Origin of the sequence: Sphingomonas sp. UYEF23 (assembly GCF_040546165.1) — a bacterium.
GTDB classification, from domain to species: Bacteria; Pseudomonadota; Alphaproteobacteria; order Sphingomonadales; family Sphingomonadaceae; genus Sphingomonas; species Sphingomonas glacialis.
In genome coordinates this window covers 435,800-457,372 of the sequence record NZ_JBEPNG010000002.1, presented here as the reverse complement: position 1 = coordinate 457,372, position 21,573 = coordinate 435,800, and the positions used below count along the sequence as shown (strand labels likewise).

At 67.4% G+C, this 21,573-nt stretch carries 21 protein-coding genes and 1 riboswitch; of the genes, 5 read left to right on the top strand and 16 right to left on the bottom strand.

Translation table 11 applies throughout. The features are described from left to right. Window positions 1–6 precede the first annotated feature (6 nt). Window positions 7–1,167, top strand: a complete 1,161-nt coding sequence (gene uxuA / locus ABIB28_RS05430; protein ID WP_354286916.1) for a mannonate dehydratase — start codon at window positions 7–9, stop codon at window positions 1,165–1,167. An 18-nt stretch (window positions 1,168–1,185) separates the two neighbouring features. On the opposite strand, the gene rsgA is transcribed toward uxuA, so the two are convergent. After that, complete coding sequence (gene rsgA, locus ABIB28_RS05425) at window positions 1,186–2,262, bottom strand: ribosome small subunit-dependent GTPase A (RefSeq protein ID WP_354286914.1); 1,077 nt, start codon at window positions 2,260–2,262, stop codon at window positions 1,186–1,188. Next, the gene (locus tag ABIB28_RS05420; protein WP_165954417.1) at window positions 2,249–2,392 is read right to left on the bottom strand and encodes a hypothetical protein; all 144 of its coding nucleotides are present in this window, start codon (window positions 2,390–2,392) and stop codon (window positions 2,249–2,251) included. The genes rsgA and ABIB28_RS05420 overlap by 14 nt, the downstream gene beginning before the upstream one ends. Window positions 2,393–2,584: 192 nt before the next feature. On the opposite strand from ABIB28_RS05420, the gene ABIB28_RS05415 reads away from it, so the two are divergent. Continuing rightward, on the top strand, window positions 2,585–4,198 hold the full coding sequence (locus tag ABIB28_RS05415) for a M28 family peptidase (protein ID WP_354286911.1): 1,614 nt from the start codon (window positions 2,585–2,587) through the stop codon (window positions 4,196–4,198). Between the two features lie 155 nt (window positions 4,199–4,353). Next, entirely contained in the window at window positions 4,354–4,986 is a 633-nt protein-coding gene (locus ABIB28_RS05410; RefSeq protein WP_502958206.1) for a peptidylprolyl isomerase, read from the top strand. Here the strand turns inward: ABIB28_RS05410 and ABIB28_RS05405 are convergent. The 4 genes from ABIB28_RS05405 to ABIB28_RS05390 are packed head-to-tail and all read right to left on the bottom strand — an operon-like array spanning window position 4,925 to window position 8,638. Next, window positions 4,925–5,863, bottom strand: coding sequence for an EAL domain-containing protein (locus ABIB28_RS05405; protein ID WP_354286909.1), 939 nt, complete (start codon window positions 5,861–5,863; stop codon window positions 4,925–4,927). The two genes, ABIB28_RS05410 and ABIB28_RS05405, sit on opposite strands and share 62 nt — an antisense overlap. Beyond that, on the bottom strand, window positions 5,860–7,029 hold the full coding sequence (locus tag ABIB28_RS05400; RefSeq protein ID WP_354286907.1) for an AMP-binding protein: 1,170 nt from the start codon (window positions 7,027–7,029) through the stop codon (window positions 5,860–5,862). Before ABIB28_RS05400 ends, ABIB28_RS05405 begins: the two co-directional genes overlap by 4 nt. Beyond that, window positions 7,026–8,315: a diguanylate cyclase gene (locus ABIB28_RS05395; protein WP_354286905.1), complete on the bottom strand. Its 1,290-nt coding sequence runs from the start codon at window positions 8,313–8,315 to the stop codon at window positions 7,026–7,028. Before ABIB28_RS05395 ends, ABIB28_RS05400 begins: the two co-directional genes overlap by 4 nt. A gap of 8 nt (window positions 8,316–8,323) precedes the next feature. Then, the gene (locus ABIB28_RS05390; RefSeq protein WP_189675286.1) at window positions 8,324–8,638 is read right to left on the bottom strand and encodes a phosphonate transporter; all 315 of its coding nucleotides are present in this window, start codon (window positions 8,636–8,638) and stop codon (window positions 8,324–8,326) included. Between the two features lie 367 nt (window positions 8,639–9,005). Between ABIB28_RS05390 and ABIB28_RS05385 the strand changes: the two genes are divergently transcribed. Further along, entirely contained in the window at window positions 9,006–9,170 is a 165-nt protein-coding gene (locus ABIB28_RS05385; protein ID WP_354286903.1) for a hypothetical protein, read from the top strand. 69 nt (window positions 9,171–9,239) lie between these two features. Here the strand turns inward: ABIB28_RS05385 and ABIB28_RS05380 are convergent, their stop codons facing one another. The 9 genes from ABIB28_RS05380 to ABIB28_RS05340 all read right to left on the bottom strand — a co-directional run bounded on the left by ABIB28_RS05380 (window position 9,240) and on the right by ABIB28_RS05340 (window position 19,973). Next, window positions 9,240–11,501: a glycoside hydrolase family 3 C-terminal domain-containing protein gene (locus ABIB28_RS05380; RefSeq protein WP_354286901.1), complete on the bottom strand. Its 2,262-nt coding sequence runs from the start codon at window positions 11,499–11,501 to the stop codon at window positions 9,240–9,242. Between the two features lie 422 nt (window positions 11,502–11,923). Continuing rightward, window positions 11,924–12,802 carry a hypothetical protein gene (locus ABIB28_RS05375; protein WP_189675288.1) on the bottom strand — a complete coding sequence of 293 codons (879 nt, stop codon included), beginning with the start codon at window positions 12,800–12,802 and terminating at the stop codon, window positions 11,924–11,926. Window positions 12,803–12,838: 36 nt separating this feature from the next. Next, window positions 12,839–13,012, bottom strand: a complete 174-nt coding sequence (locus tag ABIB28_RS05370) for a CsbD family protein (RefSeq protein ID WP_354286899.1) — start codon at window positions 13,010–13,012, stop codon at window positions 12,839–12,841. After that, the gene (locus tag ABIB28_RS05365; protein WP_354286897.1) at window positions 13,009–14,541 is read right to left on the bottom strand and encodes a PAS domain S-box protein; all 1,533 of its coding nucleotides are present in this window, start codon (window positions 14,539–14,541) and stop codon (window positions 13,009–13,011) included. The genes ABIB28_RS05370 and ABIB28_RS05365 overlap by 4 nt, the downstream gene beginning before the upstream one ends. Before the next feature lie 4 nt (window positions 14,542–14,545). Further along, window positions 14,546–14,911, bottom strand: a complete 366-nt coding sequence (locus tag ABIB28_RS05360; protein ID WP_133189506.1) for a CsbD family protein — start codon at window positions 14,909–14,911, stop codon at window positions 14,546–14,548. A gap of 189 nt (window positions 14,912–15,100) precedes the next feature. Next, window positions 15,101–15,658 (bottom strand): nicotinamide riboside transporter PnuC, encoded by a 558-nt coding sequence (pnuC, locus tag ABIB28_RS05355; RefSeq protein WP_354286895.1) that lies wholly within the window; start codon window positions 15,656–15,658, stop codon window positions 15,101–15,103. Next, complete coding sequence (locus ABIB28_RS05350) at window positions 15,658–16,800, bottom strand: phosphotransferase enzyme family protein (RefSeq protein ID WP_354286893.1); 1,143 nt, start codon at window positions 16,798–16,800, stop codon at window positions 15,658–15,660. Before ABIB28_RS05350 ends, pnuC begins: the two co-directional genes overlap by 1 nt. 4 nt (window positions 16,801–16,804) lie before the next feature. Then, window positions 16,805–19,108 carry a TonB-dependent receptor gene (locus ABIB28_RS05345; protein WP_354286891.1) on the bottom strand — a complete coding sequence of 768 codons (2,304 nt, stop codon included), beginning with the start codon at window positions 19,106–19,108 and terminating at the stop codon, window positions 16,805–16,807. Window positions 19,109–19,138: 30 nt separating this feature from the next. Continuing rightward, a riboswitch (TPP riboswitch) is annotated at window positions 19,139–19,248 on the bottom strand. Between the two features lie 32 nt (window positions 19,249–19,280). Next, complete coding sequence (locus ABIB28_RS05340; protein ID WP_133189514.1) at window positions 19,281–19,973, bottom strand: RluA family pseudouridine synthase; 693 nt, start codon at window positions 19,971–19,973, stop codon at window positions 19,281–19,283. 55 nt (window positions 19,974–20,028) lie between these two features. Here ABIB28_RS05340 and ABIB28_RS05335 point away from each other — a divergent pair, with 55 nt between their 5' ends. Next, the gene (locus ABIB28_RS05335; RefSeq protein ID WP_354287128.1) at window positions 20,029–20,847 is read left to right on the top strand and encodes a M15 family metallopeptidase; all 819 of its coding nucleotides are present in this window, start codon (window positions 20,029–20,031) and stop codon (window positions 20,845–20,847) included. Here ABIB28_RS05335 and wrbA read toward each other — a convergent pair. After that, entirely contained in the window at window positions 20,837–21,439 is a 603-nt protein-coding gene (gene wrbA / locus ABIB28_RS05330) for an NAD(P)H:quinone oxidoreductase (RefSeq protein WP_354286889.1), read from the bottom strand. The two genes, ABIB28_RS05335 and wrbA, sit on opposite strands and share 11 nt — an antisense overlap. Between the last annotated feature and the right edge of the window lie 134 nt (window positions 21,440–21,573).

Genomic DNA, 21,573 nt, shown 5'->3' with positions numbered 1-21,573 from the left:
GTGTTAATGACACAGACGATGCGCTGGTTCGGTCCGAACGATCCGGTGCAGTTGCGCGCCATTCGGCAAGCGGGCGCGACCGAAGTGGTGACCGCGCTCCACGAAGTGCCCAATGGCGCGGTGTGGGAGCGCGACGCGATCGCCGCGCGCAAGGCGATGGTGCGCGCCGCCGGGCTCGACTGGCGCGTGGTCGAGAGCCTGCCGGTCGACGAAGGGATCAAGACGCGCTCACCCGAGTGGGACCGCCTGATCGCGCAATATTCTCAGAGCCTGACCAACCTCGCGGCCTGCGGCATCGACGTGGTGACCTATAATTTCATGCCGCTGCTCGATTGGACGCGCACCGACCTCGGCTGGGAATTGCCCGACGGCGCGCGCGCGCTGCGTTTCGAGCTGGTCGCGCTCGCCGCCTACGATCTGTTCATCCTGCAGCGGCCGGGGGCGGCCGAGAGCTACGACGCGGCGACCTGCGCTGCGGCCGAGCAGCGCTATGCGACGATGGACGAGGCCGCGCGCCGCGAGCTCGAACGGACGATCATCGCCGGGCTGCCGGGCAGCGAGGAAGGCTTCACCTCGCCTGCCTTCCTGCGCGCAATCGAGACCTATGCCGAGATCGACGCCGCCACGCTGCGCGAGCATCATGTCGCGTTCCTGGCGGCGGTGTGTCCGACCGCGGATGCGCTGGGCATCCGCCTGGTCGTCCATCCCGATGACCCACCCTTCCCGATCTTCGGCCTGCCGCGCGTCGTCAGCACCGAAGCCGACCTCGCCAACCTCTTCGCGCGCGTACCGAACCGGTCTAACGGGCTGTGCCTGTGCACGGGGTCGCTCGGGGTTCGCGCCGACAACGATTTGCCCGGAATGGTCGATCGGCTCGGCGATCGCATCGGTTTCCTGCATCTCCGCTCGGTCCAGCGCGAGCCCGACGGCGCGTTCCACGAGGCCGAGCATCTCGGCGGCGACGCCGCGATGGCAGCGATCGTCGCGGCAGTGCATCGCTTGTCGGTGCGCGAACACCGCAGCATCCCGATGCGGCCAGACCACGGGCATCAGATGCTCGATGATCTCGCACGGATCACCAACCCGGGTTACTCGTTGCTCGGCCGCATGCGGGGCCTTGCCGAATTGCGCGGGCTCGAACGGGGTCTCGCTTACGCGGCGGGGTAGCGGGCATGCCCGAAAGCGTCATCGCCTGTTTGCAGCGTTTCCAGGTCGGGAGCGGCGCGCGGCCGCGGCACCGCTGTTGGCCGCATCCTCGTGCGCGAGCTTGCGCCACCGGGCAACGCGGGCGGGATCGAGCTCTCCCGCCGCCATCGCGGCGTTGATAGCGCATCCGGGCTCCGCGATATGCGTGCAGTTCGAGAACCGACAGTCGAGCGCCACGTTCGTGACATCGTCAAAGACCTCGGTCACTCCAGTGCTCACTTCGGACATCTGGAGCTCGCGCATGCCGGGCGTGTCCACGAGCCAGCCACCTTCGTCCGCGCCATTGGCGAGGCGATACATCTCGCGGACCGTCGTCGTGTGGCGGCCTTTGCCGTCGTCCTCACGGACCGCCTGGGTTGCGATGCTGCTCGATCCCGTCAACGTCTTTACGAGCGTGGACTTGCCGACACCCGATGATCCCACCAGCGCGACGGTCTGTCCGACGCCGCAATAGTCTGCCAGGCGAGCCACGCTCGTCGGATCTCGCCCGTCGACGAGTTCCACCTGCAATCCCGACTGGAGCGCACGCGCTGCATCGACCAACAGCTCGGGCGCAGGCGATAGATCGGCCTTCGTCAGGACCACGACGGGACGAACACCCACCTCGCGCGCGAGCACCAGATAGCGTTCCAACCGCGCGATGTTGAAGTCCTGCTTGCACGCCGTGACGATGAAAAGCGTGTCGACATTCGCGGCGATGAGCTGCACCCGGCGCTCATCCCCGGGGGCAGGCCGCTTGAAAAGGCTCGTCCGCGCCAGGATGCGCGCGATGGTTCGGCTGTTCCGGTCGACCAGCAGCCAGTCGCCCACGGTCGGCCTGTCCTCCGCGCCCCCTGCCACGGGCAGACTGGAGGGGATCGAGTCTTCGAGCCCCTCACCCGCAACGCTCACCCTTCCGCGGTGAACCGAAATCACCCGGGCAGGCTGAAAACTGCGGCTCTCCTCGAGAGAGACCTGCTCGCTGAAGAACGCTTTCCAGCCGAGCTGCGCAAGACTGAGGTCGGACGTTTTCACCGCAGCTTCAGCCGTCCTGAGGACGTCCTCATTCATCGGCATCCGGCGTTGCCTGATCGACGGCCCGCTTGTCCGCCTTGGCTTGCGCCTTCTTCGCCGTCTCGGCCGCTTTGGTCTTTTCCCGCTCGCGGCGCTCGAAGTCGTAATTTGTCTTGCGTGGTATGTCGGTCACTCCGAAGCTCGATCGTCCGGCGTGAGCACAGCACTCGCCCCGGGACTCTTGCCTTCCGGCTACACTGATCCGGCGTTCGCGACTAGGGTCAGGACGTGCTGCCGTCACAGCGCAGGATGCCGGGGACGCCCCGTAGGTCGACCGAGGTTCCCTCGGGGTGGCACGCCGCGCTCCAACGTCGCGATCACGCGCGTGGCGCACGAAGACCTCGGTTCGGGCGTCGGCGGGGGCGACGTGGATGTCGAGCACCGGTACACCTTGCCGCGGCGCCGCGTTTTGGGCAGCTTCACCGCTATGCTCAAGCCCTTCCGCGCGGTGATCCCGCTTTGCCTGCTCCTGACCGGGGCGTCCCGACCTCTGCCGGTCGATCCCGACACGCGCGCCTGGTGGGCGACGACCGCGGCGCTTTCGGGCGATGCGATGGCAGGCCGCGACACTGGCTCGGCCGCTTACGAGCGCGCCGCGACGTTGGTGGCGGCGCGGTTCGCGGCCGCCGGGCTCGCGCCCGCCGGCGAGAATGGCAGCTATTTCCAGCGCGTGCCGATGCAGGCGTTGTCGATCGAACAGGCGACGGTGCGCATTGATTCCCGGCCGCTGCGGTTCCTGCACGACATCATGACGAACCCTTATCCGAGCATGCCGACGCGGTTCGACGCTGCGATCGCGTATCGCGGCTATTGCGCGGCGGGTACGCTCGGCGATGTGCGCGGCAAGGTGGTGATCTGTCACGGGACCCACCGGGCCGGCCTGCCTACGGATGCCGATCGCGCCGCCACGGTGAAGACGGCGGGTGCCTTGGCGCTCGTCACCATCGCCGATCCCGGCTTCGCGGTGGAGCCGCCGCGCTGGCCGTTCGCCTATGCGCGCACGGTGTGGCTCCGCGGCAGCGCGCCCGAGGCGCCGGGGATCGCCCGTTTCATCCTCAATGCCGATGCGCTCGGCCGAATGATCGCAGGGGCCGGCCACGATGCCGCGCAGCTGATCGCGGCGGGGAGCGCGGGCGCCCCCCTGCCCGCCTTCGACACCCCCGGCCGCTTCCGCGCCGATTTCCGACTGGCGGAGCGTGCGATCAGCGCGCCCAATGTGCTTGCACGCTTGCCCGGCACCGATGCCGCGCTTGCCGCGCAGACGATCGTTCTGTCGGCGCATCTCGACGGCTACGGCCCCGGCGAACCCGTTGCCGGCGACCGCATCTACAACGGCACGCTCGACGACGCCGCCTATGTCGCGTTGCTGATCCGCTTGGCCGAGCGGCGGCACCAGTCCGGGTTTCGGCGGCCAGTGCTGTTCGCCGCTTTCACCGGCGAGGAAAAGGGCCTGCTCGGCGCGCGCTGGTTCGTCGCGCATCCGACGGTTCCGATCGCCCGCATCGCCGCCGATATCAACCTCGACCAATTGCGCCCGATCTTCCCGCTTCGGCTGCTGACGGTACATGCGCTCACGGACACTACGCTCGGCGACAATGCGCGCGCGGTCGCCGCCGGCCTGCAGATCGCCGTTCAGCCCGATCCGGAGCCCGAGCGCAATCTGCTGCGCCGCGCCGACCAATGGCCCTTCCTCCAGGCCGGCATTCCGGCGACCGCGTTCGTCTTCGGCTACCGCCCGGGCACCGAGAGCGAGCGCATCTACCGCCGCTGGTACAAGACCGGCTATCACAAGCCGCAGGACGATCTCGACCAGCCGATCGACTGGCAGGCGGCCGCGGACTTCAACCGGTTCTTCTACACGCTCGCGGCTCGCGTCGCGGATCAGCCGACCGCGCCGGCGTGGAAGCCCGGAAGCCCGCTTCGCGCCGCGCCGCGCTGAGCCGATCCATCGCATCGCCAGTTGGACGCACTTTGCCCCACAAAGCGAGAGGCGTGCCGCTGTTCCATTTGCCGCCACCGGGATTCGTCATCGGAAGTGGCCGGGACGACGGACGGACGCTATTCGATACGCCTTATTAGATAGAAGGAAATGCGATGAAGGCCTGTCTCGCCGCACTGCTGGTCGCTGTTGGCACCCCGACTTTGGCGCAGGGGCCGGCGGCCGCACCGGTGCCGGTTGCCGCGCCATCCCCGATGCTGCCGCGCGTCGCGCTTGAGACCAGTGCGGGACGGATCGTGATCGAACTCGAGACCATGAAAGCGCCGATCACCGCCGGCAATTTCCTCAAATACGTCGAACAGAAGAAGCTCGACGGCACCGAATTCTACCGCGCGGTGAGGGCCGCCGATCATTTTGGTTTCGTGCAATTCGGGGCGAACAGTGACCCCAAGCGCTTACTCCCGCCAATTGCGCACGAGCCGACGACACAGACCGGCCTTCACCACACCGACGGCGAAATCTCGCTCGCCCGCCGCGCGCCGGGCACCGGCGGCGGCGAATTCACGATCAGCGTCGGCGATCAGACGCATTCGCTCGACGCCGGGCGGGGGCAGCCCGCGGACAATCTTGGCTATGCGGCGTTCGGCCACGTCGTGGAGGGCATGGACGTGATCGTCGGCATCATGGACGCGCCCGTCTCGCCGACCGCCACGCAGCGTGGCGCATTCAAGGGCGAAGTGCCGATAGCACCGGTAAAGGTTCTGACGGCGCGGCGGGCAAAACCCTAGCCGCGCTCGCTTCGGGCACCGGTGCGGACCAGGGCCATGCTCGGTTGAGGGTACTCCTCGCGTCCTCCAACGCGAGCACCCCACGCGGCGGCACCAGGTAGCTGGGCGAAAGCGCCTCGATTGCAGGCCGGCCGAGCAGATAGCCCTGGGCAAGGCGGATCCCGATCGTCTTCAGCGTCTGCAATTCCGCGGCCGTCTCGATCCCCTCGGCGATGCAACCGATACCGAGCGCTTCGGCCATCCAAGCGACGCCCGCGACGATCGTCTGCCGCGCCATCGAGGAATCGATCCCGCGGATGAGCGCCATGTCGAGCTTCAGCATGTCCGGGCGAAGATCGGCGAGCAAGCTGAGGCCAGCATAACCGGCACCGAAATCATCGATCGCGGTGGTGAAGCCGCGCGCGCGATAGGCCTCGATGATCCTACGGACGTGGGTGACATCGCGCATCCGCTCGTCTTCGGTGAATTCGAACATCAACCGCGCCGGATCGAACCCGACACGCCGCGCCGCAGCGAGCGACGCCCGGATACAGGCGTTCGGCTCGTACACGGCATTGGGCATGAAGTTGATCGAGAGCTTGGTGGCGCTGTCAGGCGCGAACAGACCCCCGGCGAGCTCGATCGCCTTGACGCGGCAGGTCTGGTCGAACTTGTAGATCACGTCCGGCTCGACACTCGCGATCACCTCGGCCGCGGATTGGCCGGCGATGCCCCGTACCAGCGCCTCATAGGCGAAGACCGAGCCGGTCGCGATGTCGACGATCGGCTGGAAGGCCATGGTGATTTGCGTCTTCAATGGCTTGCTCGTCTTGCAACCCGCGCAAGCCGCCTTGGCGGGATACGCGGCAGCGCCGATGCCGACTTCACCGTCGTTCATGCCCAATCTTCCAATTTACCCATCGCGTTGCGGGGCAGCGCCGCCCCGAAACGGAAGCTCTTGGGCCGTTCGTGAACCGTCAGTTGCTCCGCCGCGACCTGCTCGAGGAGGACGCCGAGGGTGACAGGATCTTGCCAATCGCGCGGCACGATGAAGGCCTTGAGCCGCCCGGCTGCGTTAAGCCGGACGGCCGCCTCCGCCACTCCATCGACCGATCTCAACGCTTCGATGACGCGGGCCGGCCAGACATTATGTCCTGCGACTTGCACGGCGCCATCCCGCCGACCGAGCAGCCGAAAGGCGCGATCGCCCATTCGCTCGACGTGATCGGGCAAGTCCGTGATCACACCTGCGCGGTCGCTGAGCTGCCAGTCGTCCGCGCCGTGCGGAACAAGGCGCCACCGCGGCAACAAGTCATAACGCGCCGCCGGCACTTCGCGGATCGCGATGGCGCTGGTCTCCGATGCGCCATAGACGTCCACCAGGCGCGCCAGCCCCGCCGCACGCAGCGCATCGGCAACCGATGCGTCGAGCACGCCTGCCGAACTGACGCCGACCACGTCTTCGGGGAAACGGCGGATCAGGCGCAGCGCTGCCTGCCACTGTTCGGGGACGGCGACGACGAGATCGCCAGCGACGAGGCCAAGCGGCGCGCCGAGCGTACGCACGACGATTGGAACGCCCAGCACGCTTGGCACCAATGCGGTCCAGACGATGCCGTACAGATGGTTTGCGGGAACCAGCGCGACGATGCGCCGCCGATCGGCAAACCGCGCCGCAAGCCACGCCGCCTCGTCGAGCAGATCGGACGTGGCATGGACGCACGGCCGCTGCTCGCCGGTAGAACCCGACGTCCTGACCGTCATGTTGCTGTCCGCCGCGGTCTGTCCGGCCATGATCCAGTCGATCCACGCGCCGACGGTGCTCGGTGGAGCCTCATCGAGCAGGCTATCGTCGAGATCGAACATCTCCGCCAACGCGCCGAGCGCGCCGAGCTGCTCGAGCGAATCGAGCCCAAGCCCCGCCTCGTCGATCGCCATCGCCTCGGGCCAGATGCCCTCGACAAGCGGTGGCAGAACCGTTTCCCGGATTCGCCGCACTTCGGCGGCCACAGCGGCACACGCGATGCGATGCACGGCGGAGCGCCGCAGTTCGACGCTGCTCACGCTGCAGCGGCTTGTGGTTGGAACACCTGATTGCGTCCGCCGCGTTTGGCCGCATACAGCCGCTTGTCCGCCAGCGCGATCAGCGCGTCGATCGAACCATCCGCTTCATCCAGCGTCGCGCAGCCGAAGCTGGCTGTCAGCGTCAATATCGTGCCCGCCGTCTCGACCTCGATTGCGGCGATGGCCGCGCGCAGGTCCTCGGCGAGCCCGATTGCCTGTTCCCCATCGTACCGTGGCAGCAACGCAGCGAATTCCTCACCCCCAAGCCGCGCGAATACGCCACGCGGCGGGAGCAACGGCGCGCACGCCTCCGCGACGCGGCGCAACATGATGTCACCGACAGGGTGCCCGTAGGTGTCGTTGATCGCCTTGAAATGATCGAGATCGAGCATGATCAGCGACAGCGAATGCCGCAGGTCGCGCCACCGCGTCTGCTCGCGTTCCATCGCGTGGCTGAAATGCCGCCGGTTGGCGGCGCCGGTGAGATGGTCGCGAGTCAGCACGCGTCGCAGATCCTCTGCCGCCGCTTCTCGCCGCGGCACGTCCCGCAGGATCACGGAGAAGCCGATCGGGCCCGTTTCGTCATCGCGCGAGCGCGCGACCACCAGACGCTGGCACCAATAGCGCTCGCCGTTGGCACGCTGCTGCCAGCCTTCCTGCAGGTGCCAGCCATCCCGCTCGGCGACCACCAGTTGCTCGTCCAGACGCAAGTCCCCGCCGGTCGTATCGGTCTTCAGCACGTCGCCGAGTTTTTGACCGATCACCGCGGCAAGATCGTATCCCGTCTGGCGCGTGAAGCCGGGATCGCCAGTGATGACCTCACCGTCCGGCCGGACGGTCAGCGCCGCATAATCGTTGATCCCATTCAGCAGCGTTGCGAACCACGTGTCCGCCTGGCGAAGCCGTTGTTCCTGCACGACTTGCTGGCTGATATCGGTCAGCGTCACCATCAGCCGATCGGGCGCAAGTTTTACCATCGTGCACGCCAGCACCTTGCGCGGGGTAGTACGCCGCGCACATCCGAGCTCGACGAAGATGCGATGGCCGTCGCAGACGCGTCCAGTCGCGGGGGCGAACGCGGCAGCGATGCTGCGCAGCTCGGGGGCGTGCTGTTCCAACGCCGAAAACAGATTGCCGGCATCGCGCGGGCCCGCCAACGGCAGCAGATGCTGCATGGCGTGCGGATTCATCATCCCGATCTCGACCGCCATGTCGCATTCGAGCAGGCCGACCGGGCATGCGTAAAGGAACTCGAGCAGCTGCTCTTCACTCGACCGCTCGGTCATGGCGGTTCCTAGCGTTCGATGAGAACGTAGCGGCGCGCCGCTTCGGGCGAGGCCAGCAGGCGCAGCCGCACCTTGGTCGGCCGCATGCGCAGCGTCAGGACATAGGGCACGATGTCGTCGATTTCAGGCTCTTCCTCGAACCGCTGCGCAACCATGAAGTTGTTCATGCACTGCGCGACCGCCTCGAAGAACGGGACGCCCATGACGCTGGCACGGTCGAGCCCCGAAAGGCGTGCCTCGGTGGCGTTATAGACCTGTACCGTCGTATCCGCAGGGAACCCGACGATCCCGAACGGCAAGGCATCGCGTTCGACGTCGCTCATTCCGTCTAGGGTCGTGAGGGAAAGAGATTCGAACGCAATTTCCTGAGGCACAAACAAAGCTCCTGTGATCCATTTCCCTGCACCGCCAGACCTAAAGATTACCTTAAAAGGCTGATTCGGTTACATTCCCGCAACGACACCGGCACGCCGGCGTATCTGTCAGTCGGGGTGGCAGGCTCTCGCGCATCGTCCCCAAGGTTGGAGCCCGCTTGCCCGTGCGATTCGTGCTGAGGCAGATTGCCCGCCGCCTGCCGAAGGTTCGTCGCTGTGGCCGCAGCGGCCGACACTGCGTCAGCGCCCGCCGGGGAAATATGTCGAGCGATGGGATTTCATTGGTATCCACGGGCTCAAGCCGCGCTTCGCGGCAATGCGATCGAACCGGGGACGGTCGATCCCCGCTCGCTTCGCCAACGGCTGCGCGACACCCGCGATGCCGACCGCGCGCGCCGAGATCGCCGCGCTCGCGCTCGGTCTGGCGCGCTTCGAGTCGGCCTTCCCGACAGGCCGAGCCCACGTCATCGACGGCGGGTGAGGAACAGCTGTCGCGCGGGCGGCATTCGTCGAGCCCCGGTGGGGGCCGAGAGAAAACAGGGGACGCCGCTTACCGCGCGCGCCATGTCGCCGGCATGGTCCGCGCTGGCAGGCTCACCGTCACGGTCTGGCGAATGTCGGTCGCCGAGTCGGCGAGCATCACCTTGTAGCGACCACCCGCGATCCGCCACTGATGCCCGGCTTCGTCCCACGTCGCGAGCAGGCGTGGATCGACCGTCACCGCCACCGTCTGGCGCGCGCCGGGCGCGAGCGCGACCTTGGTGAAGCCGCCGAGCCGCTTGGGCGCTTCCCATCCACCCGCGACCGGCGCGACATAGATTTGCGGCACCGTCGCGCCAGCACGCGCACCGGTGTTGCGCACCGTGAAGCTGGCGGTCAGCGCGCCGTTGGCGGCGGTCGCGGTCAGCCCGTCGGTGGCGAAGCGCGTATAGGACAGGCCGTGGCCGAACGCGAAGAGCGGCGTGATCGCCTTCGCGTCGAACCATTTGTAACCGACCGTCGCGCCTTCCTTGTAGACGACGTCGCCGGCATGCGGCTTGGCCGGATCGGGCAGCTGATCGACGCTGCTCGCAAAGGTCATCGGCAAGCGCCCCGACGGATTGGTCGTGCCGAACAGCAGATTGGCGATCGCGGCGCCGCCGGCAGTGCCGGGATACCACGCCTCGAGCACCGCTCCGACCTTGCCGAGCCACGGCATCGCGACCTGGCTGCCGGTTTCGAGCACGACGACCGTCTTGGAATTGGCCGCGCCGACCGCGTCGATCAGCGCATCCTGCGCGCCGTCGAGCGCCATCGGCACGTCGAACGATTCGCCCTGCCACTGCGTCGCAAAGACGATCACGACATCGGCGCCGCGCGCCAGAGCCGCTGCCGCCGCGGGATCGCTGCCATCGGCAAAGGCGACCTCCGCGCCCGGCGCGCGGCGCTTGATCTCGTCGAGCGGCGACGAGGGATAATACATGATCGGGCCGGGCCAGGTCTTTGGCAGCAGCCCCGGCACGGCATTGCCGCCGACCGGATAGACGAGCGAGGATCCCCCGCCTGCGAGCACCCCCTTGTCGGCATGGCCGCCGATCACGACGATCCGCTTTGCGGTCGCGGCGAGCGGGAGCACGTCACCGTCATTCTTGAGCAAAACCGCGCCCGCCTCCGCTGCGGCGCGCGTGACGGCGGCGTGCGCGGGAAGATCGATCGGCTGTTCGCTGACCGGACGCTCGAACAGCCCTTGCGCGAACATCGCGCGCAGGATCCGGTGCGTCATCACGTCGAGCCGCGCGGGCGTCACCGCTCCGCTATCGAGCGCCTGGCGCAGCGGCGCGCCGAAGAAGGGCTGCGTGTCGAAGGGAAAGCCCGAATCCTGGTCGAGCCCGGCATTGGCGGCGGGCGCGGTGCTGTGTGTCGCCCCCCAATCGCTCATCACATAGCCCTTGAAGCCCCAGTCGGTGCGCAGGACATCGGTCAGCAGCCAGCTATTCTCGCAGGCATAGGCGCCGTCGACGCGGTTGTACGAACACATGATCGACCCCGGATCGGCGCGCTCGATCGCCAGCTGGAAGGCGAGCAGGTCGGACACGCGGGCGGCGCTGTGCGCGATGATCGAATTGCCGGCGTTGCGATCGGTTTCCTGATCGTTGAACGCATAATGCTTGATCGTCGAGACGACGTGGTTCGACTGGATACCGCGCACTTGCTCGGCAACGATCGTCCCGGCGAGCAGCGGATCCTCGCCGCCATATTCGAAATTTCGGCCGTTGCGCGGCTCGCGCAGCAGATCGACGCCGCCCGCCAGCATGACGTTGAAGCCCGAACGGCGCGCTTCGTCACCGATCATCGCGCCGCCGGCATGCGCGATCGCAACGTCCCAGCTCGCGGCGATCGCCAGGTTCGACGGCAAAGCGGTCCGCTCGCGCTTGACCGCGGCACCCCCCTGCGTCGCGACACCGACGCCGGCGTCGGTTTGATGCTGCGCCGGAATACCGAGCCGCGCGATCGCGGGGACATAGCCGGCCGAGCCGACATGCGCCTCGACCGGAGCCTTGTAGAGGAAGATCGGGAAATCCGTCCCGAAATAGCCGAACACCAAGGTGAGCTTCTCGTCGCGTGTCATTGCCGAAACCAGCGCCTTTGCACGCGCATCGGGAGCGCGCTTCGCATCGTTCCACGCGCCGCGGATCGCGGGCTTGGTCCACGCGGGCAGCACCGGCGTCCCGGCGACCGGTGCGACCTTCGCGGGCGGCGGTGGTGCGGCGACTTGGGCGGACGCGGTGGCGGCGACGAGCAGCAAGGGCATGGCGGCGACACGAAGCGTCATCAAGAAATCCTCTCTCGGTAGGTGTCGCGCCGTGACTCCGGACCGAACGCCGACGCTGGCGTCGTATATGCGGGCGTCTTTGACAGGTAAACAGCTGGCGAAGCTGCGTTTCGCGCCCGGCATTCGGCCAGCGCCGCATCGCGCTTTCGCGGCGCCGATGCTGGTTATGCTGTATCGCTGCCTTGCGCAGCAACCGGTGCGGCCATGCGGCGGCGCGGGCAAGCGCGCGATGCTGCCGCAATCGATTGCCAGACAGGTCGGATCGATGCCGACAGCTTGCGGCGGGGGTAGGCGCTGGCCGATCGACCTGCGCGCGTGTGGCCGTCTGGTCGGTGTCCTGCGGCAACCGGCTGAAGGCCGAGCCGCAGGACACGTCGCGTAACGACAATGCCGCCCGGGATCCGGGCGGCACTGCATGCGTGTTAAAGACGGCGGCGCGTGGCCGTGGTCGCCCCGAAGCCGGCGGCACCGGCGCCGATCAGAAGCGCGATCACCAGCATGAACGACGTCCCCGCTGCCACACCGGCGGCGGTGTCGGTCGCCGACTTGGCAGTACTGATCGCGTCGTTCTTGGTCTTGACGAACTGCGCCTTGGCTTGCGTCACCTGGGCCTGTGCCTCGGGACGGCTGATCTTGCGCTGGGCGGCGACGATGTCGACGATCCGGCTTTCGGCCTGCGCGCCGTCGGTGCCACCGCGAGCGAGCGCGGGCAGCTGCTTGGCGATTTCCTTCTGCGCCTGCTCGGGCGTCATCTGCGCCGGGTCGGACGGTGCGGTCGACAGATAGGCAGCGGCTTCGTTGCGGACGTCGGACGTATCGACGCCAGCCACGTCGGCAACCTTGGGAGCCGCCGCACCGATCCCGCTACCGGCTGCGCCTGCAACCGCGCCGACGGTGCGGAACGCGCCGCCGATGATCCCGCCGACCGCCGACGTGAGCAGATACAGCGTCAGGATCAGCGTGACGCCCCAGACGACCAGGCCGTGGACCAGACCATCAAAGCGATCGTGCACGCCAGCGACGCGTGCCGCTGCATAGCCGCCGGCACCCAGCGCGATCACGGTCGTAACGATCCAGTACAACCCGGCGCCGATGCCGAAGCCGGTCGCCCCTGGTGTCGTGCCCTCGACCGGATTGACGAGGCTGAGCCCGATCCCTGTGCCAAGAATGCCGAGCACGAGCTGGATCGCGATCGCCAGCACGACGCCGGCGAAGATTGCACCCCACGAAATGCGCGTCGGCGTCTTCACCAGACGCGCGTCATCAACCGGCACGAAGCCGGGTGTCAGATTGGTAGCCATAGTCACTCCTGTTGGTAGAAAATTGCCGGACCGGCGTCAGTCGTCGCCGTCCTTAATCATGGGGCTTTCGCCCCGGGCCTGATCGGCTCCGGCTTCGCTTTCGCGCCGCCCCTGCCGTTCGACATCGGCGTCGCCGATGATCTTGCCGATCGCTTCCTGGACCGAGCCCTTCGCCTGGCGGGCGCGGCCCTTGTCGCGGCGCTGCTTCATGCTGCCACCTCCCGTTCGGACGGTTCGTTCGTCGACGATGTCGACATCGAGTCGCCATCGAAGCCGCGCGCGCGTGCCCATGCCGCAGCGGCGTTGCGGCGATTGACGCCGATCTTGGCATAAATCCGCGCGACATGGTTGCGCACGGTATTGCCCGACAGATCGAGCGTCCGCGCGATCGACTTGTCGTCGAGCCCGCGACAGATCAACGCCAGCACTTCGCGCTCGCGCTGCGTCAGCTCATCGAGCCCGACTCCGCTCGGCTCGGCCTGCGGCGCGCGGATCCGCGCCAGCTTCTCCATAATCGAGCGGCTCAGCCAGCTGGTATCCTTCATCACCGCCTCGATCGCGCCGACCAGTTCGCGTTCGGACGCCTTGCGCGTGCTGATGTCGCGCATCGCCCACAGCACGCACGCTTCGTCACGCAGCAGGATCGGCTCGGTCGAAACGATACCGTCGATGACCGCGCCGTCCTTCAAACGGATCCGGACTTCGCGATCGCGCAGCGCATGCCCCGCATCGATCTCGCCCTCGAGCGCGTGTTGCAGCGCCGGGGTCTCCCACAAGCCGACTTCGCCGAGCGGACGCCCGATGATTTCGTCGGCGGCATAGCCCGTCAGCGCGGTGAAGGCCGCGTTGACGTCGCACAGCCGATGCCCGTCAAGCGCACCGATCGCGAGCGCCACGGGCGCAAGCGAGAAGGTCCGCGTGAAGCGCTCCTCGCTCTGCCGCAGCGCGTTTTCGGCTTTCCGACGCGGTTCGAGATCGGCGAAGGTGAACAGCATGCACGGTTGATCGCCCATGTCGATCGGCTGCCCCGCGACGATGACGAGTTTCGTCTCGCCAGTGGGCAAGTCGAGTTCGGCCTCCATCTGCGGGATGGTCCGCCCCTCGGAGAGCCGCTCCTTGCCGAGATCGCGCTTCTCGGCGCGCGCCAGAACGTCGATGTCGTAGACCGTCTTTGCGAGCACGGTGTCGCGGTCGTGCCCGGTCATGTCGAGAAAGCCCTGATTGACCTTCACGAAGCGCAGGTCGTTCAGCCGGCAGATGACCGCCGGTGCCGGATTGGCGTTGAACGACTGTTCGAACCGATCCTCCGCCTCGAAGCGTGCCGAGACGTCCTGGATTACCAGGACGAGACATTCGGGCTCGTCCTCGGCGTTGGTCAGCACCAGGCTGCGCACTTGGTGGACCCAGCGCGGCTCGGCCTCGCCTGCGACCGCGACTTCGACAACGACCTCGGAAAAGGCCTCGCCCGCAACCACGCGCTCGATCGGATAATCGGCGCCGCGCAAGCGGTGGTTGTTGCGATAGCGCAGCTGGAAGCGCTGGCGATAATCGTCGACCGTGGCCCCGAGCGCCTCGACCGAGTCGACCCCGTGCATCCCGAGCGCCGCTTCGTTGGCCCACAGGATCGATTGGTCGGGGTCGACCAGGATGACGCCTTCGTCGAGCCCCGCGATGATCTGGCGCAAATGGCGCAGATCGGCGGAGTCCCGCAGCGACTTAAGGGCCGGGGCCACGGTCACGCGATCAGTCGCGCTGGCCGTGCACGAGCCACGCCAGGCCGTAGCCGAGCGCTGCCGCGCCGAGCGCCCAGAGCACGGGTGCCTGCTTGACTGAGTCCTGCGCCGTCCGCGCACCGCGCTTGGCGGCGTCCAGCGCACGATCACCGGCGACCCGCGCCTCGCTGCCGATCTTGTCGGCAAGCTCAGGGGCGCCGTCGACGACGTCGCCGATCGCCGACTTTGCACGACCGTAGAGGTTCTGCGCGCCACCGGCGACCTGATCGACAACGCCATCGACTTGCCAGTCGCGGCTGTTGACAGTGTCGCCAACGGCCTTTTCGATCTTGCCGCCGATATAGCGTGCACCGCCCTGGAATTCGTCCTTGTTCATTTTCTCGCTCCTTGTCCGAAGAAGAAATCCGCAACCGCGGCGTGGTGCCCAGCGCAGGGAACATCCCTTGCCCGGCATCGCACACCACCGAATTGTGCTCGGATCGGACCCATATAACGGCGAGGTCGATGCGCGGTTCCTAGTATTTTTGCGCCATGCGCTAGGTAAGAACTACCCGCCGTCGCAGCGTCAAACGCGCTGCGCGGTCCGCCAGCGGCGATAGCCAAGCCCTGCCAGGACGATCATCGCGGCATAGAGGCCGGCGGTGAGCATCAGCCCCTTGAACACGAACATGCCGACATAGATTACGTCGACCGCGACCCACAGCAGCCAGCTTTCGCGATGGCGCCGTGCCGTCCAATATTGCGCGACGAGGCTGAAGCTGCTCAGCGCGGAGTCGATCCACGGCAGTGCCGCATCGGTATAGTGGCTCGTGCCCCACCCGATCGTGACCGCCCCGATCGCGCCCGCCGCAAGCGCGATTGCCGCAGGCCCCGCGCGCAGCGGCTCGACCACGACGTCGCCATCATCTTCCTTGCCGCGCGCCCAGACGATCCAGCCATACACGATGGCGATGCCGAACAGCGCTTGCAGCACCATGTCGGCATAGAGCCGAACGTCGAGGAACAGCTTGAAGTAGAGCGCACAGGCCAGCAGGTTGATCGGCCAGCACAGCATCCGCCGCACGGCGGTAAGCCAGATCCCCAGAAAGCTGACGATGACAGCGACGATCTCGAGCGCGGACATCAGCCGAGTGGCCCATGCTCGATGGTGTTCAGGAAAGCTTGTCCGTGTGGCGCGATGAACCATTCGGCGTGGCCGAGCAGATACTGGTCCCACGCCACACTCGCCTGCTCGTCATCCCCGACGACACCCGTGAAATAGTCGATCTCGGACAGCGCGAATTCGAAATGGACGAGCGGCAGCACGCGCAGCACCGCCGCCACCTCGCCGCGGTCGAGCGGGATCACCGTCGCATACCCCGCGAGCAGCGCTTGCGCGGTTTCGGGATGGCCGATCGTCGCGTCTCTCCCCTGCCCCAACGCCAACCAGTCGATCGCAGTGCGCTCGATTGCGGTCGCGAGATCGTGCGCCGCGCAGGTGCGGTCGGCGAGACCGAAGTCGAACACCGTCTCCACCTGCCCGTCCGCGTTCCACAGCACGTTCGAGGGATGCCAGTCGTTATGCGTCCACAGCGCCTCGCGCCCCGCCAGCGCTGCCGGCACACCCTGGCCGAGCTCGGCAAACAGTCGCGCCACCGCCGGCCGCCAGACGCGCGGTTCGAGGAATGCCGCTAGTGCCGGCCGCGCCGCGACATAGGCCTCGGTGGCCGCCAACGGATCGGTGCTGGGAAGAATATTGAAGCTCGCAACCAAGGGCTGCACCGCGCGCGCCGGCGCTGCGAAACCGCGCGATGCTGCGTGTAGCCGTGCGAGCGACGCACCTGCCGCATGCGCGTGCGAGGCCGCGAGGTACGGGGTCCAGGAAAGCCGCTCGCGATACAGGTCGAGCCCCGCGCCTTGGCGGTGCAGCTCATAGGTCCAGTCGCCGACGGTGATCGCGCTCGTCCCGGCGTCGGTCAGCAGGATTTCGGGCACCGGTATCCCGGCCGCGGCGAGATGCGCGATGAAGGCGTGCTCCTCCGCCAGGCCGGCAGGCGTCCGCACCGCCGGATGGTGCCGCTTGAGCACGAACATGCCGCGCGTCGTGCGCACCCGCGCCGCCGCCGAGAAGGGCCGCGGCGAATGCCATTCGAGCGCTTCGAGCCGACCGGCCGCAGGGAAGCGCAAGAGCGCAGCAGCCGCGTCATCATGCGTGATGGCAGGCCAGGTCGGCGGCTCGAGCGTGGTGCCCATGCCGTGGACGAGATGCGGGGCGCTCGCGGCCATTGCCTCAGAACACGCGCGACAGCGTCGCGATCAGCGCCGCGCCGCTCCCGACATAATAAGCTGGCGCTGCCCCGGCGATGACGCTCCCGCGACGCCCGATCGTGTCCCGCGCGTTGGGGGTCACTGCCGCCACGCCCGACAGCACGCGCGGATTGGTGACGTTGATCGCATTGAGCCGCAGATCGGTACGCTTGCCGTCGAGCCACTTCGCCAGGTGCACGCCGACCGACAGGTCGAGGGTCGCATAGCCGGGGATGCTCTCGTCATTGACGAAGGTGGCATATTGGCGCGCGACATATTTCAGCGCGCTGCTGCCGAAGAAGCGGCCGTCGTCATACGTCCCGCCGAGCCCTGCCTGGAAGGTCGGGCTCGATACCGCATGCTTGCCACGCGTCGGCAGGAAATCCGCGCCGACCGGCAGGTCGTTGTCGAGCCGCGCGCGCAGATATTCGCCCGAGACGTAGAGGCTCACCCCCGCGGCGGGGCGGTAGTCGATTTCGCCATCGACGCCGTACGACGTCTGGCTGCCGGCGTTGAGCGTCGAATTGACCTGCGCGCCGCCGACATCGACCAGCGTGGCGAGCTGGCGATTGCGGAAATGGTAATGGAAGGCGGTCACCGACGCCGACAGGCTCGGGCCGATGTAGCGATAGCCAAGCTCCTGCGAGACCGAATATTCGTTCTTGAGCGCGTTCGTCCCCTGCGTGCTGAGTTCACCGCCATAATAGCTGTTGTAGAGCGTGAATTCGTTGGGGCCGCGGAAGTTGGTGGTGACGTTGGCGAACAACTGCTGCCGGTCGTCGAGTTGATAATGGACCGCCGCACGCGGCAGTGCGGCAAAGCTGTCGCGGCGTACAACCGATTGCGGACCGGGCAAATAATTGCGCCCGTTGCGCAGCAGATCGACGCCCTTGAACCCGACGTTGATGGTCAGCCGCGGCGTGAGCGTTATGCTGTCGGCGAGGAAGAAACCCTTGGTCACCGTGAGCGTGCGCTTATCCTCATAGGCGAGCAGGCGGCCATCGGCAGTGCGGATCGCCGTCTCCTGATAGCCCCACGGATCGACCGGGCGCCCGTCCGCGCGCACCGCGCCATAGGTCTGCAGCACGCGGTCCTTGCCGTAATCGAACCACAGGCCAGCCGTGATCCGGTGCGCTCCGGCGGCCAGCGTGAGCTTGGCGACGGTGCCGCCGCGGAACTGGTCGCCGGTATAATTGCCGAGCACGGTCGCCGCGCCATCGACCGCGCCGGGCAGCGCGACCGGCCCGAGCGCCTCGGTGCCGAGGTAATTGCCGGTGGTCGAGAGCGCCGTGCCGTAGGGCGAGTTGCCGTAGCCGAACTGGAGATAGCTCGTCGTGTCGAGCGTCAGCCGGTCGCTGAGCGCCAGATGCAGCGGTGCCGCGAGATAGACGTTGCGGAACGGCGCGCGATGGAGCCGCCAGTAATTCGTATTCCCGGCGCTATAGTTGCGGTCATAATTGAACCCCCGCCCCTGGGCGTTCCAGTCGGCGAGCGTCGGACTGGGATAGGTCGAGGAATTGGCATCGTTGAACGACACGGCGATGCTCGCGCGGTTGCCGTTGCCCCATTCGTTGAGCAGCTTGGCGTCGATATGCTGGCGCGTGTCGAACCCCGCCCCGCGCCAATTGTCGGCGCGGATATTGGAGTAGGACACGAACGCCTTGAGCCCGGTCCGACCGATCGTGCCGGTATCGACCCGCACGAAGGCGCGCCGCGCGGCGTACGATCCGAGCGAGAGATTGACGAGCGCTTGCGGGCTCGCCTTGGGATCGTCGAGCGTCAGCGACAGCAGCCCCCCCGCCCCGCCGACGGTCGGCGAATCGAGATCGACCGCACCTTGCGCGAGCGTGATCTGCTTGAGATTCTCGGCATCGGCGAACTGCGCGGGATAGGCGTAATAATAGCCGATGTCGTTCTGCGGCGCGCCTTCGAGCAGCACGCCGATCTCGTCCTGCCCGAGCCCGCGCAGCGTCAGGCTAGAGCTGGTCGACAGGCCGTAGGGGTCGCTCGACGAGACGTTTGCGCCAGGCAGCAGGCCGATGAGTTGGAAAGCGTTGAGCGTGGGCGCTTGCTTGGTGATGAAATCGGCCGAAATCGCGCTTTGCGCCTTGGGCGCGTGCTGGTCGGGCAGCAGGCCTTCGGGATCGGGATGGCCGGTAACGACGATATCGCCGGGCGGATCCTTTTCGTCGGCGAACGCCGGGACCGCGAGCATCGCGCTCGACAGCAGCGCGAAGCCGAGCGCGCTGCGCGCGATGCCGTCGGTCGTGAAAAGCCTTCGCGTCATCCGTCGTCACTCCTACACGGAGGGGTAACGGAGTCTGCCGCCAGCCCTCCCTACGCCGGTATCAACCGGATCAGGTTCAGCGGGTCGTGGGCTGCAGCCCACCTCTCAGCCGCGCATAAGCGGCCCCCCGGGGAGCGCGGGGCTTAGTCGGTCAGGTCACGCGAGGAAAGCGCTATTGCGCGGGCGCGGCATCAGCTTCGGTAAATCCCGCCGCGATGAAGCGCTCGGGGAGCGGCGCCTTGGCGATGATCGGCTCCTTGCCCGCCCGTGGCACCATCAATTCGGCGGCGTGGAGCAGCGTCGCGGCGCCGTTCGCCTTGGTGCCGTTGCCGTAAATCGGATCGCCGACCACCGCAGCGCCGAGCGCCTCGGCAGCATGGACGCGGATTTGGTGCGTCCGCCCGGTCTCGGGGATGAACTCGACGAAGCTGCGCCCGTCCTTGATCGACAGCACGCGCCACGCGGTCCGCGATGCCTTGCTGCCCTTGGCGCCGAGCGGATCGCCGACCATCCGCCAGCCGGTCTCTTCGGTGCTGACCTTCGCAAGCGCGAGATCGATCAGCCCGCTCTCACCCTCGACCACGCCCTCGAGCACCGCGAGATAGCGCTTGCGCACCAGCCCCTGCTCGAACGCCTGTTGCAGGCGGGCGTGCGCCTTGGGATTGCGCGACAGCAGCAGGCAGCCCGACGTGTCGCGATCGAGCCGATGCACCGGCACCGGCCAGCGCTTGAACGCGAAGGTCAGCCCGTCGAGATGGTTTTCGAGGGAGAGCGATCCGTCACGCGGACGATCGACCGGGAGACCGGCGGGCTTGTCGATGACAAGCGCCTCGCCGTCGAGGAAAAGAACATGATTGGCTAGCATCCCACCCCCTTGCCACCGCAAGCGCCGACATGCCAGAGCCCGCGCCGTGCGAGCGATGCGAACTTGGGCGATGGGGATCGCGCTGGCGCCGTGGGCGGCTTCCCCCACGCTCGCCCAAACGGCTGTTCCGGCTGGCCTTTATCCCGGCGACCTCCCCGCCGCGATGGCCGACGGACGCATGCTTGGCCACCTGCCCTATTCTGAAGTCGCAAGCGGCGATCTGGTTGCGGCGCCGCCCGGTTTCGCGGTCGGCCAGCCTTGCGTGATCAATCGCGATGCCGCGCCCGACCTTGCGCGGATGCTGACCGCCGCCGCGCTGACGCCCAGCGTAGGCAAGACGCTCCGCGGCCTGTCGTGCTTCCGCTCGATTGCGCACCAGCGCGCGGTCTTTTGCCACAATCGCAGACGCGGCCATTGCGGCGACCCGGCGATGCGCGCGCTGACGGTCGCGCCGCCGGGGTTCAGCGAGCACGCAACGGGCTATGCGATCGACTTCGCGATTCGGCCGTCTGCGGGATGCGCAGATGTCGACAGTTGCATCGCGACGACCCCCGCGGGTCGCTGGTTGATCAGCCACGCGCCCGACTTCGGTTTCGAACTGTCGTTCCCGATCGGCAATGCGCAAGGCGTCACGTGGGAGCCGTGGCATTGGCGCTGGGTCGGCGCCAATCTGAAGGTGCCTGGCGCGACGCGCGCGCGCCTGGCGGTCGGCCGCGCGCGCGCGAGCTACCCGGCGAGCCCGCGGGTGACCGACATATCCGACCTCTGGCTCAAGCCACCGTCGGTGCCGCCACCGGTCATGCTCCCGCAATTGCTGCCTCCGCCGATCATCGCTCCGGTCGAGCGGCGGAGGCGCAAATGGTTCAGGCTTTGAGCTTGGCCGCCGTCTCGGCGATGCGCTTGCCCTGATAGCGCGCGCCGGCGAGCTCTTCGGCATGCGGCTGGCGGCTGCCGTCACCATCGGCGATCGTCGATGCGCCATACGGCGTGCCGCCGACCACTTCCTTGACGCCGGTCATGCCCTGGAAGCCGTAGTCGAGGCCAACGATCGTCATGCCGTGATGCATCAGGTTCGTGATGATCGAGAACAGCGTCGTCTCCTGCCCGCCATGCTGGCTCGCGGTCGAGGTGAAGGCACCGCCGACCTTGCCGATCAGCTTGCCGCCGAACCACAGCCCGCCGGTGGTATCCCAGAACGACGCCATCTGGCTCGGCATGCGACCAAAGCGCGTCGGTGCGCCGACGATGATCGCGTCATAGTCAGCGAGCGCGTCGGGGCCGGAGATCACTTCGTGCGCGGTATCGGTCTTGAAGTGCGCCGCTTCGACGACTGCCTGCGGCGCGGTTTCGGCGACGCGGCGGATGTCGACCTCGGCACCACCGGCGCGCGCGCCTTCGGCGACGGCGTCGGCCATCTGCTCGATATGGCCGTAGGACGAGTAATAGAGCACGAGAACTTTGGTCATCGGATAGTCCTTCTTCTGCTAGCTCCCCTCCCGCTTGCGGGAGGGGTTGGGGGAGGGAAGTCTGACACGGAGAGGTTAGCGCCCGAGGCACGCCCCTCCCCTAACCCCTCCCGCAAGCGGGAGGGGGATACGCG

Excerpts from the sequence above, each read along its gene's own strand:
- uxuA (WP_354286916.1), top strand. The coding sequence starts at position 7 with ATGACACAGACGATGCGCTGGTTCGGTCCGAACGATCCGGTGCAGTTG.
- rsgA (WP_354286914.1), bottom strand. The coding sequence starts at position 2,262 with ATGCCGATGAATGAGGACGTCCTCAGGACGGCTGAAGCTGCGGTGAAA.
- ABIB28_RS05410 (WP_502958206.1), top strand. The coding sequence starts at position 4,354 with ATGAAGGCCTGTCTCGCCGCACTGCTGGTCGCTGTTGGCACCCCGACT.
- ABIB28_RS05405 (WP_354286909.1), bottom strand. The coding sequence starts at position 5,863 with ATGAACGACGGTGAAGTCGGCATCGGCGCTGCCGCGTATCCCGCCAAG.
- ABIB28_RS05395 (WP_354286905.1), bottom strand. The coding sequence starts at position 8,315 with ATGACCGAGCGGTCGAGTGAAGAGCAGCTGCTCGAGTTCCTTTACGCA.
- ABIB28_RS05390 (WP_189675286.1), bottom strand. The coding sequence starts at position 8,638 with ATGAGCGACGTCGAACGCGATGCCTTGCCGTTCGGGATCGTCGGGTTC.
- ABIB28_RS05385 (WP_354286903.1), top strand. The coding sequence starts at position 9,006 with ATGCGATCGAACCGGGGACGGTCGATCCCCGCTCGCTTCGCCAACGGC.
- ABIB28_RS05380 (WP_354286901.1), bottom strand. The coding sequence starts at position 11,501 with ATGACGCTTCGTGTCGCCGCCATGCCCTTGCTGCTCGTCGCCGCCACC.
- ABIB28_RS05375 (WP_189675288.1), bottom strand. The coding sequence starts at position 12,802 with ATGGCTACCAATCTGACACCCGGCTTCGTGCCGGTTGATGACGCGCGT.
- ABIB28_RS05370 (WP_354286899.1), bottom strand. The coding sequence starts at position 13,012 with ATGAAGCAGCGCCGCGACAAGGGCCGCGCCCGCCAGGCGAAGGGCTCG.
- ABIB28_RS05360 (WP_133189506.1), bottom strand. The coding sequence starts at position 14,911 with ATGAACAAGGACGAATTCCAGGGCGGTGCACGCTATATCGGCGGCAAG.
- pnuC (WP_354286895.1), bottom strand. The coding sequence starts at position 15,658 with ATGTCCGCGCTCGAGATCGTCGCTGTCATCGTCAGCTTTCTGGGGATC.
- ABIB28_RS05350 (WP_354286893.1), bottom strand. The coding sequence starts at position 16,800 with ATGGCCGCGAGCGCCCCGCATCTCGTCCACGGCATGGGCACCACGCTC.
- ABIB28_RS05345 (WP_354286891.1), bottom strand. The coding sequence starts at position 19,108 with ATGACGCGAAGGCTTTTCACGACCGACGGCATCGCGCGCAGCGCGCTC.
- ABIB28_RS05340 (WP_133189514.1), bottom strand. The coding sequence starts at position 19,973 with ATGCTAGCCAATCATGTTCTTTTCCTCGACGGCGAGGCGCTTGTCATC.
- ABIB28_RS05335 (WP_354287128.1), top strand. The coding sequence starts at position 20,029 with ATGCGAACTTGGGCGATGGGGATCGCGCTGGCGCCGTGGGCGGCTTCC.
- wrbA (WP_354286889.1), bottom strand. The coding sequence starts at position 21,439 with ATGACCAAAGTTCTCGTGCTCTATTACTCGTCCTACGGCCATATCGAG.